General features: G+C 32.0%; 19 protein-coding genes. 11 read left to right on the top strand and 8 right to left on the bottom strand.

Translation table 11 applies throughout. The annotated features are described in order from the left end of the window. The 3 genes from msrA to ABZP37_RS11955 are packed head-to-tail and all read left to right on the top strand — an operon-like array spanning position 1 to position 1215. On the top strand, positions 1–957 hold the full coding sequence (gene msrA / locus ABZP37_RS11965; protein WP_366183291.1) for a peptide-methionine (S)-S-oxide reductase MsrA: 957 nt from the start codon (positions 1–3) through the stop codon (positions 955–957). Between the two features lie 21 nt (positions 958–978). Then, complete coding sequence (locus ABZP37_RS11960; RefSeq protein ID WP_366183289.1) at positions 979–1137, top strand: CDGSH iron-sulfur domain-containing protein; 159 nt, start codon at positions 979–981, stop codon at positions 1135–1137. A gap of 9 nt (positions 1138–1146) precedes the next feature. Continuing rightward, positions 1147–1215: a CDGSH iron-sulfur domain-containing protein gene (locus ABZP37_RS11955; RefSeq protein ID WP_366187534.1), complete on the top strand. Its 69-nt coding sequence runs from the start codon at positions 1147–1149 to the stop codon at positions 1213–1215. A gap of 200 nt (positions 1216–1415) precedes the next feature. On the opposite strand, the gene ABZP37_RS11950 is transcribed toward ABZP37_RS11955, so the two are convergent. Both ABZP37_RS11950 and ABZP37_RS11945 read right to left on the bottom strand, forming a co-directional pair. Next, a complete protein-coding gene (locus ABZP37_RS11950; RefSeq protein WP_366183287.1) occupies positions 1416–2249 on the bottom strand; it encodes a universal stress protein in 834 nt (277 codons plus the stop codon). A gap of 90 nt (positions 2250–2339) precedes the next feature. Continuing rightward, a complete protein-coding gene (locus ABZP37_RS11945) occupies positions 2340–3170 on the bottom strand; it encodes a universal stress protein (protein ID WP_366183285.1) in 831 nt (276 codons plus the stop codon). A 144-nt stretch (positions 3171–3314) separates the two neighbouring features. On the opposite strand from ABZP37_RS11945, the gene mnmE reads away from it, so the two are divergent. The 8 genes from mnmE to ABZP37_RS11905 all read left to right on the top strand — a co-directional run bounded on the left by mnmE (position 3315) and on the right by ABZP37_RS11905 (position 10930). Beyond that, on the top strand, positions 3315–4715 hold the full coding sequence (mnmE, locus tag ABZP37_RS11940) for a tRNA uridine-5-carboxymethylaminomethyl(34) synthesis GTPase MnmE (RefSeq protein WP_366183283.1): 1401 nt from the start codon (positions 3315–3317) through the stop codon (positions 4713–4715). Between the two features lie 220 nt (positions 4716–4935). Beyond that, positions 4936–5496, top strand: coding sequence for a helix-turn-helix domain-containing protein (locus ABZP37_RS11935; RefSeq protein WP_366183281.1), 561 nt, complete (start codon positions 4936–4938; stop codon positions 5494–5496). A 6-nt stretch (positions 5497–5502) separates the two neighbouring features. Further along, positions 5503–6645, top strand: coding sequence for a site-specific integrase (locus tag ABZP37_RS11930; RefSeq protein WP_366183280.1), 1143 nt, complete (start codon positions 5503–5505; stop codon positions 6643–6645). Further along, on the top strand, positions 6632–7576 hold the full coding sequence (locus ABZP37_RS11925) for a hypothetical protein (protein WP_366183278.1): 945 nt from the start codon (positions 6632–6634) through the stop codon (positions 7574–7576). Before ABZP37_RS11930 ends, ABZP37_RS11925 begins: the two co-directional genes overlap by 14 nt. Before the next feature lie 219 nt (positions 7577–7795). After that, positions 7796–8125 carry a helix-turn-helix domain-containing protein gene (locus tag ABZP37_RS11920; RefSeq protein ID WP_366183276.1) on the top strand — a complete coding sequence of 110 codons (330 nt, stop codon included), beginning with the start codon at positions 7796–7798 and terminating at the stop codon, positions 8123–8125. A gap of 29 nt (positions 8126–8154) precedes the next feature. Further along, a complete protein-coding gene (locus tag ABZP37_RS11915) occupies positions 8155–8571 on the top strand; it encodes a hypothetical protein (protein ID WP_366183274.1) in 417 nt (138 codons plus the stop codon). Then, positions 8571–9884: a DUF3987 domain-containing protein gene (locus ABZP37_RS11910; protein WP_366183273.1), complete on the top strand. Its 1314-nt coding sequence runs from the start codon at positions 8571–8573 to the stop codon at positions 9882–9884. The genes ABZP37_RS11915 and ABZP37_RS11910 overlap by 1 nt, the downstream gene beginning before the upstream one ends. A 98-nt stretch (positions 9885–9982) precedes the next feature. After that, positions 9983–10930: a DUF6371 domain-containing protein gene (locus ABZP37_RS11905; protein ID WP_366183271.1), complete on the top strand. Its 948-nt coding sequence runs from the start codon at positions 9983–9985 to the stop codon at positions 10928–10930. Here ABZP37_RS11905 and ABZP37_RS11900 read toward each other — a convergent pair. The 6 genes from ABZP37_RS11900 to ABZP37_RS11875 all read right to left on the bottom strand — a co-directional run bounded on the left by ABZP37_RS11900 (position 10927) and on the right by ABZP37_RS11875 (position 17238). Next, positions 10927–11748, bottom strand: a complete 822-nt coding sequence (locus ABZP37_RS11900; RefSeq protein ID WP_366183269.1) for a hypothetical protein — start codon at positions 11746–11748, stop codon at positions 10927–10929. The genes ABZP37_RS11905 and ABZP37_RS11900 overlap by 4 nt on opposite strands. Before the next feature lie 95 nt (positions 11749–11843). Continuing rightward, complete coding sequence (locus ABZP37_RS11895; protein WP_366183268.1) at positions 11844–12050, bottom strand: hypothetical protein; 207 nt, start codon at positions 12048–12050, stop codon at positions 11844–11846. Between the two features lie 118 nt (positions 12051–12168). Next, positions 12169–14676: a DUF4268 domain-containing protein gene (locus ABZP37_RS11890; protein ID WP_366183266.1), complete on the bottom strand. Its 2508-nt coding sequence runs from the start codon at positions 14674–14676 to the stop codon at positions 12169–12171. A gap of 109 nt (positions 14677–14785) precedes the next feature. Then, entirely contained in the window at positions 14786–15181 is a 396-nt protein-coding gene (locus ABZP37_RS11885; protein WP_366183264.1) for a hypothetical protein, read from the bottom strand. Between the two features lie 17 nt (positions 15182–15198). Beyond that, a complete protein-coding gene (locus tag ABZP37_RS11880; protein ID WP_366183262.1) occupies positions 15199–15903 on the bottom strand; it encodes a hypothetical protein in 705 nt (234 codons plus the stop codon). 9 nt (positions 15904–15912) lie between these two features. After that, positions 15913–17238 carry a restriction endonuclease subunit S gene (locus tag ABZP37_RS11875; RefSeq protein ID WP_366183261.1) on the bottom strand — a complete coding sequence of 442 codons (1326 nt, stop codon included), beginning with the start codon at positions 17236–17238 and terminating at the stop codon, positions 15913–15915. Positions 17239–17251 lie beyond the last annotated feature (13 nt).

The raw sequence follows: 17251 nt of genomic DNA, 5'->3' as shown, positions 1-17251 counted from the left end.
ATGCTTAAATGGCTCGACATCATCAAATATGCAAACTACGGAAACCCTGCTTCGGATAATAAAATAGAGAAATCAGAGGAAGAATGGAAACTAGTTTTGACCAATGAAGAGTTTGTTATTACCCGTCAAAAGGGAAATGAAAGAGCTTTTAGTTCCGAGAGTTACAACTTAATTAGCGCCGAAAAATATGCTTGTATCTGCTGCCAAACCCTTTTATTTAATAGTAACGAAAAATTCAAGAGTACTACAGGATGGCCTAGTTTTACGCAACCTTTAAATAAAAATGCTGTTGCTTTTCATAAAGACGGTTCGGCAATTGAAGTAGTTTGCAATAGTTGCGAAGCGCATTTAGGATATGTATTCCCTGATGGTCCACCACCAAGCGGTTTGCGGTTTTGTATTAATGCTATTGCTTTGAAAAAAATTGATTCGGAAGAAAGAAAATGCACTTTTGGTGGCGGTTGCTTTTGGTGTACAGAAGCCCTTTTTCAACAATTGAAAGGTATTATTAAAATTGAAAGTGGTTATAGCGGTGGACGAATTTCGAATCCTACTTATAGAGAAGTTTGTAGTGGTACCACGGGTCACGCTGAAGTTATAGAGATTAGTTATCTACCTAATGAAATTAGCTTTTCGGATTTGGTACGGATTCATTTGACATCCCACAATCCTACTCGCCCACAATTAGAGGAGAAAGAATGGGGAACTCAATATCGAAGTATTCTATTTTATAGAAATCAAATAGAGAAAGACGCCGTAAACGATATGATCAAGGAAATTCAAATAGCGTACGACAATCCAATTGTAACTGAAGTTGTTCCTTTTGAGTATTTCTACAAAGCAGAAGAACGCCATCAAAATTATTACAACCGCAACCCTAATGGTGGTTATTGTAAAAGTATAATAGACCCTAAATTAAAGAAATTCAAAACCTTATATCAATCCAAATTAAGATAAAAAACTCTAAAAAATAAGATTATGAAAAAACCAAGTATTCCTCAAAAAGAACCTTATGTAATTAAGGTTTCTGCCGGTACTTATGCGTGGTGCGCTTGCGGCGAAAGTAAAAACCAACCTTACCGTGACGGCTCACATAAAAAAACAGACCTTAGTCCTATTATAGAAATCATAACCTAAGAAAAAACAGTGGCTTGGTGTGGATGCAAGCAGTCTGGTAACGTACCATTTTGCGATGGGACACACAAATCCTTATAAACCCAATAGCTTAAATTTTCAATAAATAGGTGGGTGAACGGGGTGTTTTTTGCCCCAGATCGAAGCGGCAGCCCCGAGTGAAAAAAAGCTTTTTTTTACGGGAGTTACAGAGCGACCGAAGGAAGCTCCTGTAACTCCCTTGTAAAAAATGCTTTATGAATGAGGGCTATAGAATAGTGCTGGATTAGGCCCTTAAAAAATTATTCAATAGGAATAGCCAACACAGGAGTCGAATATTCCGTAGCAATTTTTTTAGTCAAACTAGAATGAAATAAGCCTTCAAAAAAGCCTTTTTTGTAGGTGAGCATTGTAAGTATATCGATGTCTCTTTGTAAAATAAAATCCAGAATCGTTTCTTTAACTTCATTAGAAATAATTATAGTAAAAGTCACAGAGTCATTTTCAAATTCTTTTTCCCATTCTTTCACAGTAGCTTCATCAACATCTGACTCATTTGTTTTCACATACAAACACTTGATTTCAGCATTTGTTTTACGAGCAATTTTCAAGACATTTTTTAATGCTTTTTTATCTTTAGGCCTAAAGCGAGTGGTAAACCCAATGGTGTGAATTTTTCGAAAAGGCACATCATGCGGCACACAAAGCATGGGCACACTGATATCAGTTATCACATTACCCGAATTAGTCCCTAGGAAAAAAGATTCCCAACCTGAAGCCCCCGAGGTCCCCATGACTACAAAATCGATATGATCTTCTTTAATGGCTTTTTTAATATTAAACGTTAAATCTCCATCCATTAATCGGTGGGTCATTTTAATCTTGTCTAAATTTCGTTCTTCGGCAATGGCACGAAGTTTAGGAATTTCATCTTTAAACATGTCAAATTGCGCCAATTCTAACGATTCATAAATGACCATATAGTTTTCTGGAAAAAACTGATTGTCCACTACTGGCAATTCAAAACTATGTAGCACGATCAACTCGCCTTGCATGGTTTTGGCTAGTTCTAGAGCATGAACGAAGGCATTATTTGCGACTTCGGAAAAATCAGTGGGAAATAAAATACGTTTCATATTACAAAGGTTTACGGTAAGATAGTTTCAAATCAGATTTAAAAATAAGATTTTTTTTAATTATATATTGCATAAATTTTCTAAATTTCATTAGGCATGAATTGCTAAAACAGGAATTTGGATATCTGATGGTGTTTTTTTAGAATAATTAGGCACAAACATAGCTTCAAAAAAACTGTTTTTATAGGTCAACATAGATAAAACTTCTATGTTATGATGTTCTATAAAATCCAAAGTCACTTGTTTGATTTGGTCGCTTTGAGTCGTAAAGAATGTGATAGGTTCTTTATTAAATTCATTATCCCATTCTCTAATGGTACCTGTAGTTACTTCAGTATTAGCATTTTTTATATGTAAGCATTTGATTCTTGCATCTAAACTTTTGGCTATGTCCAATGTAGTATGTAGCGCTTTCTTATCCTCAGGACGGTAATGGGTTATGAAACCAATGTCTTTTATTTTTTTATACTGAACGCCATCAGGAATACACAACATAGGAACTGATAATCCTAAAATTACCGATCCCGAATTAGACCCTGCAAATAGTGCTTCCCATTCGGCTGCGCCAGAGGTTCCCATGATTACAATGTCAATAGCATCCTCTTTAATTGATTTTTTTATATTTTCGACCAAATCCCCTTCCATTAAGCGATGGGTCATTTTAATCTTAGTAAAATGATGTTCTTCGATTATTTCGCGAAGTTTGGGAATCTCATCCTTAAACAAATCAAAATGTGCTAATTCCATTGTATCATATACTTCAGTGAAGTTTTCAGGAAAAAATTGATCGTCAATAGGAGGTAAATCATAGGAATGTAATAAAATAATCTCACCTTGAACAGCGTTGACAAACTCCAAAGCGTGAACAAAAGCATTGGTAGCAACTTCAGAAAAATCAGTAGGAAATAGAATGCGTTTCATTTTAAATCATTTAAAAGATTAAACACTTACTCTCCCATAAAGATACAATTTTAACCTATTAATTCCCAGTAATTACTGCTTAATAGTTTTCCTTTTGACAATACTACATTAGATTTAGTACCTTTGCAGCCAATACAAAACAAAATGCTAAACAACGATTCTATAGTGGCTTTGGCCACACCATCTGGTGCGGGAGCCATTGCTGTAATCCGAATTTCAGGTCATAATGCAATTACCCTTGGGAATTCGGTTTTTAAGTCTATAAAAAACAAAGATTTAACTATCCAAAAAACACATACGCTACACCTTGGTCATATCATGGATGACACTAAAACCCTAGATGAGGTTTTGGTGTCTATCTTCAAAGGCCCAAACTCCTATACTGGCGAGAACACCATTGAGATTTCCTGCCACGGTTCTACTTATATTCAGCAACAAATCATTCAGTTATTGCTTCGCAAAGGCTGTCGAATGGCCGATGCGGGAGAATTTACACTTCGTGCTTTCTTGAACGGGAAATTGGATTTATCACAAGCCGAAGCCGTTGCCGATTTGATTTCTTCTGACAATGAAGCCAGTCACCAAATTGCCATGCAGCAAATGCGTGGTGGCTTCTCTAACGAAATTGCAAAACTTCGTGAGGAGTTATTGAATTTTGCTTCACTAATCGAATTAGAACTGGACTTTGCCGAGGAAGATGTAGAATTTGCTGACCGTACGCAATTCAACGAATTGCTCAACCGCATTGAGTTTGTCCTTAAACGCTTAATCGACTCTTTTGCAGTTGGAAACGTAATCAAAAACGGAATTCCAGTTGCTATTGTTGGAGAACCTAATGTTGGGAAATCGACTTTACTTAATGCTTTGTTAAACGAAGAACGCGCCATAGTATCTGATATCGCGGGAACTACTCGTGATACAATTGAAGACGAATTGACTATTGGCGGAATCGGTTTCCGTTTTATAGACACTGCCGGAATTCGTGAAACTCAAGATGTAGTTGAGAGTATCGGAATCAAGAAAACGTTCGAGAAAATTGAGCAAGCACAAGTTGTTCTTTACTTGTTTAATAGTTTGGAATTTAAAATATCCGGTTTACAATTTCAAGTTGAAATCGAAAAAATCAAGAACAAGTTCCCTCTTAAACCATTAGTTGTAGTAATCAATAAAATTGATTTACTGACTAAAGAAGAAGTTGCCACCATAGAAAACCAACTGGAATCTTTGAATGTTACACTCTTAAAAATTTCGGCAAAACAAAACATTGGTATCGAGGAACTCAAAAATCAATTACTGTCTTTTGTAAACACCGGAGCATTGCGAAACAACGAGACAATCATTACCAATACAAGACATTACGATTCTCTACTTAAAGCTTTGGACGAAATATCAAAAGTAAAATACGGTATCGAAACCAACCTCAGCAGCGACCTTATGGCGATCGATATCAAAGAAGCTTTGTACCATTTTGGAATGATCACCGGTCAGGTTACCAATGATGAATTGCTGGGGAATATTTTTGCTAATTTCTGTATTGGCAAATAGCAGCACAAAAAATCACAAAACAAAACACAGCAAACCCTTTATTTTAAAGGGTTTTTTCATTTTTACTATTTTCTAATTACGTACTATTTTTACATTTTTCGCAATTATTTGTACCGATTTTGTACCTCGAAATGATGATATTTCTATATTTGTAAAAAGTGGCCAAATTATGTCCCTTATTTACCCTTAAATACCCTTACTTCATCTTAAGTCTATTTATATGAGTTCAAACATGTCAGTAACTAGAATATGCGAGAATTGCAAGAATGCGTTTACAGCAAAAACAACTCAAACAAGATATTGTTCGTTATCTTGCAACAGTAAGCACTATAAAACCAAGCAAAGAAAGAAGTTAATCCAAATAACTAATGATGAATCATTTTCGAAAATTCATAAGATAAAAGAGCCCGTAAAAGACAAAGATTTTTTAACTGTCAAAGAGGCTTCCCTCCTATTGAATATGTCAACAAAAACTATTTACAGACTGATCGAAAGAAATGATATTAATTCCTTTAATTTCTCTGATAGAAAAACAACTATTAGAAGAAAGGATATCGATTTTTATTTTGATGCCAACCTCAAAATTTTAGAGAAAAACAAACTAGATATTGTAGCTGATTACAGTTTTGAAAATTCGTATAGCATTCAACAAATTCAAGAAAAGTTCAAAATTTCAAGTGCTGCTTTATACAATATCATTATTAAATTTAAAATTCCAAAAAGGAAGCAGGGAAAATACACTTTGGTCAAAAAAGAACACATAGAAAAATTACTAACATAAAAAACTATGAGCAACGTAACATTAAGATACAAGAAGATTAGTGGAGACAAACTAAGTCTTTACTTAGATTACTATCCTCCCATCATAGATTCAAAAACAGGAAAAGAAACCAGACGTGAATTCCTCAAATTCCACATTCATGAAAACCCTAAGAATGCTGAGGAAAAAAAACACAATTCACAAACAAACGATTTGGCTGAAATTGTAAAAGCTAAAAGACTAGTGCAGCTAAGAAATAGAGAGTTCGGATTGAAAGACAACATAAATCTGAACGTTAACTTTATTACATTTTATCAATCTATTGTTGATGATTATTTCAACAAAGGAAGTAACTCAAATTATCAGTCGTGGAAAGCTTCTTTGAATCACTTTAAATTCTTGTATGGTGACAAAATTATGAGCCAACAACTTAGCCTTAACCATGTCAAAAAGTATCGTGCTTACCTATTGACGGCAAAAACCACTAGAGGAAAAGCTGAAAAGCAATTATCTGTAAATACCGCTTCCTCTTACTTCAAGAATTTCATAGCTATTTTAAAATTAGCGTTTGACGAAAAAATAATAACTGAAAATTTAGCCGAAAAAGCAGAATACATTAAAGAGCAAGAAACACATAGACAATACTTGACCGAAGAAGAACTCGGTGTCTTATGGAATACCGAGATTAAAATTGAAAAAGTAAAACACATGGCGTTCTTTTCGGCACTAACAGGTCTTCGTTTTGTGGATGTCAATAACCTAGATTGGAATGATGTTTTTAACGACAAACATCAAAATCATTACATCATTCTACGGGAGCAGAAAACAAAATCTATTCAGAATCATCCTATATCCAAAACAGCTTATGATATTTTGAAGAAACAAGATACTACAGATGGATTCATATTTGGAAAAATTGAGTACCACCAAATAGTAAGACCTATGAAGGAGTGGATAGAAAAATCAGGTATTAGAAAAAAGATCTCTTATCATAACTTTCGACATAGTTATGCTACATTGCAATTGGCTAATGGAACAGACATATACACAGTCTCAAAATTACTAGGACATAAAAACGTCTCTACTACGCAGATTTACACCAAAGTATTAGACAAAAATAAAATTGAAGCCGCAAACCGAATAAATTTAGACTTAGATGGAATATCTTAAAGAACATAAAAACATTATCAAAAAAGAAGCTAATTCGGTAAAGAAATTTATAATTACTTTTTTACAAAATGAGGATGAAAAAGGAAGAAATACTGATAGAGCAGTTTCTGATTTAGCAGATCTATTTTATCAAGAATACCTTTCAAGCAACTTAATTGAAAAACATAAAGAATATTTCAAAAAAATCATTAATGATTTAAGATTTCACAGCTATAACTATGATCCTAAAAAAGTTGACAGGATCCTTAAAACATTAGAAAATGAAGTTTATGGAAATTTTATGGAAATCAAAGAAACTTTTTCTAAACATAAAATAGAAGATTATGAAATATTTGAAAAATTGACTTATGAAAGTTTTTTTTCTCAAATATTAAAATACACTTTGTATCAAAAAGTAAATGCAAGATTAGAAAATTCGATTCCACATTTAATAGAAGCTATAAAGCTTTTTTACGAGCTAAATAATTACACTGATTTTAGTACTACTTTTTTAATTGACGAAAGTGAAAAGATTACAGTTCTTAAAATCAATAATATTTTCAAAAAATATGGACGGAAATTTGACTTGAAAAAAATTACTCATAAGTCTAGTAATGAAAAATCAATTATTGATAAAATTAAATCAACTTTTGATGAAAATGAAAAGATAATATTATTGAATCTAGCTTTTTTTCAGGGCGATACAATTGAGAAAACAGAAAAATTAAAATTAATTCTGCTAATTGGAGAACTAACTGATTATAGTTTATTCGAAGGGCTTGCAAAAAATAGTACTTTTTACAAAAAAGTAGCCTCAGGAATCGATCATTATGGAAAGAAGAATCAGGAAGTTTATCTTGATAGTATTTTGCTTAAAATTGAAACATTAGAACTCAATATAACAAAAGGGTTTTTAAGAAAACTTAAAAGTATTTCAATAGGTACAAAATAAAACATCTACATAAGAAAACAACAAAAATAAAACATCTGAAGAATATCAGATGTTTTTTCATGTACAAACACAACCAAAAAAAACACTAAACATCTAAAAAACAAAAACTTATAAAACAAAGTTTTGATGAACCGCTATCCGACACCCATTTAATTATCCTTACATCCCTCATACTTTTGGTTTCAAATAAAAACACAATAATATTTAAACCAAAAAATTATGACCAATTTTAACATGCCATTTTCAGAGATTATAAATCTAATCTCTGACCAAGTAGCCGAAAAGGTTTTAAAGAACCTTACTCCCTCAACTCCTTCCAGTGAAGATACCTTTATGAACATCGATGAAACTTCAAAACTCATCGATCTTACAAAACCAACTGTCTATGGTCTCGTGCACAAAAACAAGATCCCCTACCACAAAAAAGGAAAGCGTTTATACTTTTTAAAGTCCGAAATTTTAACATGGTTAAAGAGTGGAAAGCATCAAACTAAATGTGAACAAGAAGATCTAGCTGATGCTTACTTATTGAAAAACAAACTTTTTTAATCGTTAACCTAACGTTATACTTACGCACAATGGACAATTATTTATACAAATGCCAGTACTGTGGCAAAGAATTCAGACCAAACAGAAGAAATAAACAAAAATTTTGCTCCAACAGTTGTAGAGTTGGAGCATTCAATCTTAAAAAAGAAAAAGGCCTTGGCTTACCAGTAAATGAAGTAGAAAAAAAAGCTCCTTTAAAAGTCGAAAAAATGAGTTTTGCAGGTGTGGGTAATGCTGCTGTTGGAACACTAGCGGTAAATGCAATTACTTCGCTATTTACAAAGGAGGAAGACAAAGTAGCTACGAAAGGAGATATGAAAGATTTACTAGCTAATTTAAAACAACGGTATCAACCAGTTAAAAACCTAGCAAATAGACCTGATGGCACAAAACCATTTTTTGACAGTCATACTCAAACTATTGTTTATCTCACTAAATCCTTTTAATGATGGAAATAAACAATATAAATGACGTTCAAATTGGTATTGAAAATGCTAAACAGGATGCAATGCCTTTAAAAGAAGTAGCGCTGACACAATTAACTCAAATCTTAAAGCTTTTACCAATTAATATGTCAAATATAGTAGAAGAAGCTTTCGATTACCAACGCATTCCTAAGGAATACTTATTGAGTTCCATACTGTTTGCTTACAGCAATGCCGCAGGACTTGCTTTTAAAATGAATGCCTTAGGATTTACAAACTATGCAAATCTATTCTTTACTATCATTGGGAGCCGAGGAGATGTTAAGTCATTAGCAATTGATTTAGCGACGGATCCGTTAAATGATTACGATTCTAAAAGCTACACTGAATATGAAAAACTTAAAAGCGAGGCAGAAAATCTAGATGGAATTAATAGAAAACAGTTGTTTATTCAAGATTCAACTGTTGAAGCTGCCATGTTTACACATAGTAAGAACAAGCTTTCTTTAGGATTATTAGTTGACGAATTATTTGGCATTATTCAAAGAATGTCTAATAAAAATTCAAACGAGGGTGCAGTTTGGAGATCATTCTTTCTCCAAGGGTATAACAATAAATATATTGAAGTTACACGAAAGACGACTGATTGCTATAGAATAGATAAATCATACCCAACTCTTATGGGTTCGATGCAAAAAGAATTCATCCCACAACTATTTGCTAACGGTAATTTAGAGAGCGGTTTTATTGATAGAATTTTATTTACTACCAAATTGACACAAAATAATATAATGTCTGCTCAAAATATTTCACCAGTTGTACTGGAAAATTATTCTGAAGGATTAATCAATTTATATAAATATCGTCTAGTAAATGAAGAGCAGATAGGGATTATATCTACTGAACTAAAATTGACTGATAGTGCCCATTTGAAGTTAATGGAATACGTGCAAAATCTAATAAATAAGCAACAAAACTTAGGCAATATATTATTTCAATACAATGCAAAGATGCAGATTTCGATACATAAAATTATAATTCTAGCCCATTTAATTAATCACACAGAAAATGATGATTATAATACTCTCATCACAGTTGAAACTGTAGAACTTGCCATCCTAATAAATGAATTTTATTTGACCAATTTTAAAATCATAATAGAGGAGAATTTATCTAAGCAAACTATGAAAATTGAACTAGATGATATAATCAAATATGCCATTAAAAATAATAAAACTCAAAAAGAAGTGGTTGCAATTTCAAACTATAATAAATCAACGGTTTCAAGACATTGGAATAAAATAGCACAGCATCAACCTGCAACTCGCAACTAACTCAAAAAACCACCTCAACATTATCAAAATCAACATATTAACAACTAAAACAATACTGAATATTAGTTGCAAGTTGCATAAATTAAAATACATACATTATGTTTACTAAAGTATTTACTCACTACAAATTCAATCCAAAAAGAAATTACAAACTAGTAACACCATGCTGTAATAGAACGAATAAGGACGGTAAGTTCATTAATTATCTAAACCTACCCGATCAATACGGCTATTGCCATTCCTGTGGAAAACAAACCATTCCTCCACCTATTTATAAAGATGAAAATGGAAATGAATTTACATGGAATTCAATTCAGAATAGATTTGAAAAACATGATGGGGTTTTTAAAAATAATTCCGTTCACAGCAATCCTGCTCCTATAGCAAAGCCAACAATCAAGTATATTAATGAAGCGATAATTTGGGAACATTTTAATCACAATCCTGAGAACAATCTTCTCTCCTATTTACGTAAAACCTATGGTAACGAAAAAGTAGATGATATAAAACTATCCTATACTTTAGGCAGTACGATTGATGGCGGCACAGTATTCTGGAATATCAACTCCGATTTAAAAGTTCAGAAAGCTAAAATTTGCTATTACAACGAAAATGGTAAAAGAACTAACAAATTCAAAGTACCCTATAAAAATGAAGATGGTTACTATGCTTGCTTATTTGGAGCGCACTTAGTCTATAAAGGAATTAAAGGAAAACATACCATTATTCTGGTTGAAAGTGAGAAAACTGCAATTGTTGGTGCTATTTTACTGCCACAGTACGTTTGGGTAGCTTATGGTGGAATTAATGGTTTGACAGATGAAAAAACCAAATGCTTAATCGGTCATTCTGTAGTTATAATTCCTGATATGAGCGAAAATGCTGTTGCTATCATGTACGACAAACTGATTCATCTTCGCTCAATGGGTATTAATGCTTCTATCTGGGATATGACAAAAGGGAGAACTGATCAAGAATTAAAAGATGAAAGTTTGTATAATTGTGATTTGGAGGATGTGTTTAGGAACTTAAATATAGAACTTTAAAAATCCAGTTCACATCCCATTCTACTTGCGAATTCTTTTGCTACTGAATAAGAAAATATATTTGCAGATGAATATAAAGCAATTTTCATTAGATTTGCTTTTTGAGTTTTCACATCAGAATCGCATAAGAAAGCGATGTCACTTTTATTAAAATTAACACCTTTATTCATTCTCCTGATATACTTACCTAGATCATTATTCAAGTCTAGTACTTCATCATCACTTAAAAAGAAAGCTTCAAAAATTTCTTTATATTCATTCATGGCAATCTTTCTATCGGGTCTTTCAAATCTCTCCCCAAAAGAATTTTTCAACCACTTTATTAAAGTCTTTTTACTAATACCAAATTCTTTAGCAATATTTTCTTTAGTTGTGTACAATATGACTTTTAGCAGTTCCTTTGATTCTTCTCGTGTTTTCCCTTCTAGATCAATATTAAATAAAGTTTTAATTTGATACTCTGCCAATTGTTTCTGGATTTGAAACATTCTTTCTAAACCTTTCGGGTTAGTAACTAAACTAAATAATTCATTTCGATGTTCGTGGAGTTTAGATTCTAATTGAATTATGTCCATAATGCCTCCTAATTGCACTATTTCTGACAGTCTCAAATAAAAATCTAAATTTATTTCCTTCATTAAAATATCCGAAATCTCTTCATCGCTTTTTGATTGCTCTTTTAATGCAGTCAAATGAACTTTTAATTCATTTTCACCACCGTATAACGTATTCAAAATATTATTAAACATTTCTTCTTTTTTCTCCAAAGGTAAAGTTTCAAACCTTTTTAGGTAGTTTGCTCCAAATTGCTTAAACATAAAATTACTTATCTATAAATTAAAAAAATATTTAAATCTAAGTCTCATAATTTTCTTAAAATTAATTTTCAAAAAGATTATAAAACCTGTTTTCATTAATCATGATTAAATTCCCAATCATCTGCATAATTATCATCATCCCAATCACTATCAGTATCTTTGTTCATACTCATTTGTGGTTTATTGCCTTCACGAGATTTAAAATATGCTCTATTATTAGGGTTTAATTGATTTGATCTATTGTCCACTGATTTTTGAGAATTAGAGCTTTTTCCTGTATTTACTTGTTTGTTTTTTGCCATTTTATTTTACTTTTAAAGGTTAATATTTCAAAAATAAATCAAACAAAAAATACAAATCCAAATTCTGCCCGATAACACTTTATACTATCAAATCCCAGGAACAAAACAAGCACAATCCCTACTTAATATTTTTTAAGAACGGACTTAATGCATTTTCAAATTTTGGTAGCGTGGTAATAATAAATTCATTCATTTCTAGCCAATCAGTCTTCCTAAATAAATTTACGCCTTGTTTTTCTATTTTTATTCTACTCATTTTATTTTCAGGTTGTTTTTCCCATTCTAGCTGTTGTCCAAATGTCTCTTCAATTGTTTCTTTATTCCTTAAGAGCTTTTTGAAATACAATTTGTTTTTATCTTTACTAGATGTTAAAATAGTCAATTCGATTCTAACATACATCTTGGTTATAACAAGTGTATAGGACAAGCCAGCTGTCCCTGCTCCCGATGAAATCCAATGATCTTTTGAAGCACTCACATTATTAAATAATGTAGTATTCTCTAATAACGGTAGTAACTGAGTCCAGTACTTTTTTCTTACTTCAAAGCGGCTTGGCTCGATCTCAGAATCAGTCGTAAGCGAATATTTGATACTTAACTCCTCCTCCATTTCAAATAAAGTCAAAAGTCTTTTTAAAGTACCAAACTTGCTACTACTATCAATGTTAGACTCCATAAACCACCCATTAGCCACTTCTTGTGAAGCTCTAAAATCTGACGAATTTCTAGTGATTTTAAAAACGTCTGGACTGCTAACCAATAATTGTGAATTCTTTGCGTATAAGGTACGAACAACACCAAAATACATTTGAGCCACTGCATCTTCTTCTATCTTATTGTTTTCAAAAATATAGTATTCTAGTTTTTTATTTCTAGGACTTTCGGCATCAAAGATATTTTGCTCTTCAGAATCGTTAGTTTCAGAGATAATAACCGTTGGGAATTCCCAAATCTTTAAAAAACGTTCATAAATGATCGCTTGACGCTCTTCGTATTTTTCGATATTCCAATGGTCAATTTTTTTTAGATAGGAATTCAACCATAAACGACTAAAACTGTAACCTTGTTCGTTACCCTCTTTATTCATTTCTTTTTTATCCAAGAACGACTTATTGCTCAAAGCTCCATTGTTTCCTGATAAGGTTAAGTTTCCTATTGTATTAAGATGTTTTTCTTTAAACAGAAAAAACTCTTCTGAAGATAAGTCTGTGCTCCATTGTTCATTTGGATTTCTTGGAAAAATATGTTCAATGGTAATAGCTTCATTATTGGTATTGACATATTCTTTATTATTATAATTCTCCAACAATTCAAACAAGTAATTTCTGTTTTTAGGTTGGGTATTGTATAAATCTTTATCCTTTAAGGCTGTTTTTACATCTTCATTAGTTGGGAACTTGGCGCTTCCTTTCTTTTTTAGTAAAGCTTTCGCTATAGAATCATAATATTCCTCTGTATCCACTTCCGAATACAAACTCATAAAGATTTTATTCAAGGCACTCGTAGGTAAACCTACAATAAACCTTCTCCAAGTATAGGATTGAATCAATTTTAAAATCTTAATTAATTCTGCTGTATCAAGTAAGCCGTTCTCGGTGTCTTCAAATACTTGCAGCAAGAATGGATAAGCCACATTGATCTCCAAACGATTGATGTATTCTAGTTCATTGCGAATACTAGCATCTTTTACTGTCGATGGATTGGCTAATTTTTTGTAATGAGCTGATAATGATTTTATATTCTCTAATTCCTGATAATAGGCTTCTGCTTTCTTATTGTTATAAAGGCTTTTGAACTCAAAATACACCTTGTTTTTGTTGGGTATTTTCTTGTTGCGTAGCGTTAAGTAATCTCTAATGAACTCAGAAACTAGTGAACTTTGTTTCACTAAATCTTTGGCATTTTCCTCTATAGGGCTCCATACAGTTTCAAAAATTCTGTTTTGTTCTTTGGGTTCTAAATCCATTAGAATGAAGTTACGAATCAGATCCGATTGTGATAAATCCAAACCTGTTGAATTCAAACTTTCAAATATACGTTGCGGATCATCCTTGTCTCTGTCTAGGGATATTTGGACAAATACTAAACTATTCAAACCTTTTAAAATCAAATCGAAGTTACCCTCGTTTATGTTACTCCTGAAAAAGTTGTAATTCTCTATTACATTCGAAAAACCATCAAACTCTTTCTCTGTGCCTACCATAATAGCTTTAAAAGCTAATGAATTAGTATCCGTTTGTTTTAGCTTTAGTTTGCTAGATTCGTTTTTAACATATTGATTGGTCAAGAACATGTTGTACAATCGTTCTGCATCTTGTAATTTATCATTTTCTTTCGCAAAACGATACAAGGCAACATATAGAATATTAATGGTTGTCAATCGCTGCTGTCCATCAATAATGACCAATTCTTTTACTTCGTCGATAAGGTGAATACCTTCATGAATATATACTATACTCCCTATAAAATGTGTTCCTCTTTTCTCTGTTTCTACACCAATAATATCGTGCAGTAATTCATTACACTCTGCATTTTTCCAGTCGTAATTACGCTGATATACAGGTATAACAAATTGTACACTGGGTGCTTGTAAAAAGTTATTTATTTGTAATTGATTGGCAATCATGATTTGGCATTTGTAAGTATTTATTCTATCATAAATACTTTTATTAGAAATTATATATTTTGAAAATGGGTAACATACTTTTACGTTTGTAACTTAATTAACCTAATTATCAAGGAATACTAAAACGTTCTTTTACCATCTTCATAAACGCATCACTATCGATCGGATTCATTACAAACTTATCCAATTCTTTGGCAACGCTTTCATAGGAGTCATCTCTGTAATATCTTTCAACTATTATGTTTATTCTATCTCTATAGATCAGTTCGGCAATATGACCACACAAAACTGCTTTCATATCATTTTGATCGTAATATTTAGCGTGATCTTTTCTAAACTGTTCTGTTAGGTCATAAATACTATAACCATTAGAAACTACAGAGCGAAAAGTTTCTATTTTTTTTTCGAAATCAATTCTGCCAAACTCATCACTGCTAGAAGCAAAATAATATTTCAATCTATGAGGTATATGCACCTTTTTTTGAATAGTTGTAAATCGTACCATATTCTGTTGGTTATTTATTATTCTTCCTTTTTGGGTTTAATTATCCTTTCAAACTTCTCTCTCCCTGTCGCTGTTGGAATTTCTTTTGTTCCATACTTTGTAGATGTCGTATTCCACCATGCACTTGCGGATGGATGCGGAACAGAACCAATATATGGTAATGCTTTTCGTTGTGTTTCTGTTGTATTTACAATAAAATCTTTATACGCTTTACTGCTCACAAAAATGATTTTATCTAACTTCAATACATCAATTAATACTAGTAAATTATCTAAGGCTATTGCACTATCTCGTTTATCAATTTGTATTGAATCTCCTTTCTTTTCTGCTGGGCGTTGAAAGTAGTTGATATAGACACATTCATCAAATAATTGAGAATTTTTAAAAACTGTCTTGTAGGCAGTTTCTAAATTTTTAAAAATAGTCAGTGCAGGTTCAACTTTTCTTAATTTTCTTTGTTTGAAATAAGTTAGTAACACGCTACGCGTTTTAAACCAATCAATTGATTCAATTAGCCTTGAATATATTTCTTCGGGATTGTTATACCAACCATCAGCTGTAATACAACCATCAACATAATGACTTTCGGCTACAATCATTATTCGCTGTTTTACGTCATCAAAATTTTTACCAATATGAGGTAAATAATTAGGATGAATTTGTAAATGATTTAATTTACTTTTTAGCAAATTATCATAATTTTGAATTGTGTCTTTTTCCATATTTGTGTATTAAACTTCCTCCCCCTGCAAAGCCTCTCTTAAAACCTGTTGCAACAATATTTTATTATAGCCTTGACTTTCTTTTATACTTTGCTCCAAGCCATCACAAAACCCCATTAACTCCTCCAACTTGGCTACAATTTGCTCTTGCTCGTGAAGTGGTGGAAGAGGAATTAAAGAGGATTTTATATCAGATACATTAACATGTTTAGCACCTATGCCTCTATGTTTCTCCAAAAGTCTTTTCTTATATTCGTCATCCGTAACAACAAATTTTAGATATTTTGGTTTAATAATATTAGAAGCCCTGAACAACATAACTCTCTGACCTAAACATATATTTTTATCTGATGGTATAAATGTTGCTAATCCTATAGAGCCTTCTCTTGCATATACAATGTCATTTTCTTTAGGTATTAGTCTTTTAATTCTATCTAAATAGCTTTCTCTCGAAAGCCCTCTTAATCGAGTTATCTCACCTTTATCATTTATGCAATTTGTATCTATTCCAAAGTATTCTGTTTCCATATCAGTGTATTGTGGAGTAGAATGGGGACAATCTATTATATAATCACAAATTTCATTTAACCTACACCAAGCCCAATGCTCAGGGGTTTCAAAAGGAATTTCTTCCTCAATAATTAGCGGCAATGGTTTTTCTTTTTTGATTTTTTTTTCGGCAATGAGTTGGGCTTTTTCGGCTTTGATTTTTTTAAGGAGTTGTTGTCCTGTTTCTTTGGTGTTGGTACTTTTTACCAACTTTCCTTGCATGGCTTCACGCAAAAAGGATTGACGCAGTTGTTTTACTAGGTCGAGTTGGTGGGTTAACTCACTTGTTAATGAACCTTTTATATAACTTAAATTGTTTAATTGCTTTAAAATTTCTTTTTGTTCTTCAATACTTGGTAATGCAATTTCATAATTAAAGAATCTATCTTTTTGTAATCGTATCCTTTGCGTTGTACCATCACTACTTTGCTTACAGATATAGTCAAAAAAAGCTGTAGAAGTTATATACAGAAAAAAATCTTTGCTAATCTTAGTTTCATCAGGTTCAATACACCAAAAGTCATTTGTAATTACTGCACCATCTAATTCTTTTGGTACAATTCCAAAAGCACCATTTCTAGCATCAATTCCAGACAATACAAAATCGCCACTTTTAACTGATGACATTGGAGATTTAATTGTAGCGCCTTTCACAATACTTCTAGGAATAACACCTTTATGGTAAAGTTTTATTGTAACCAGTTTGTATTCTTTTTCAGAATCTATCTTTTCAGGTGTTCTTTTTCTTTTAAGAATATCACCCAGCACATATTTCTTCCAACTCATTATTTCACTTCTT

It is taken from the genome of Flavobacterium ovatum (assembly GCF_040703125.1).
Taxonomy (GTDB): Bacteria; Bacteroidota; Bacteroidia; order Flavobacteriales; family Flavobacteriaceae; genus Flavobacterium; species Flavobacterium ovatum.
This window is presented reverse-complemented; position numbering and strand designations above follow the sequence as displayed.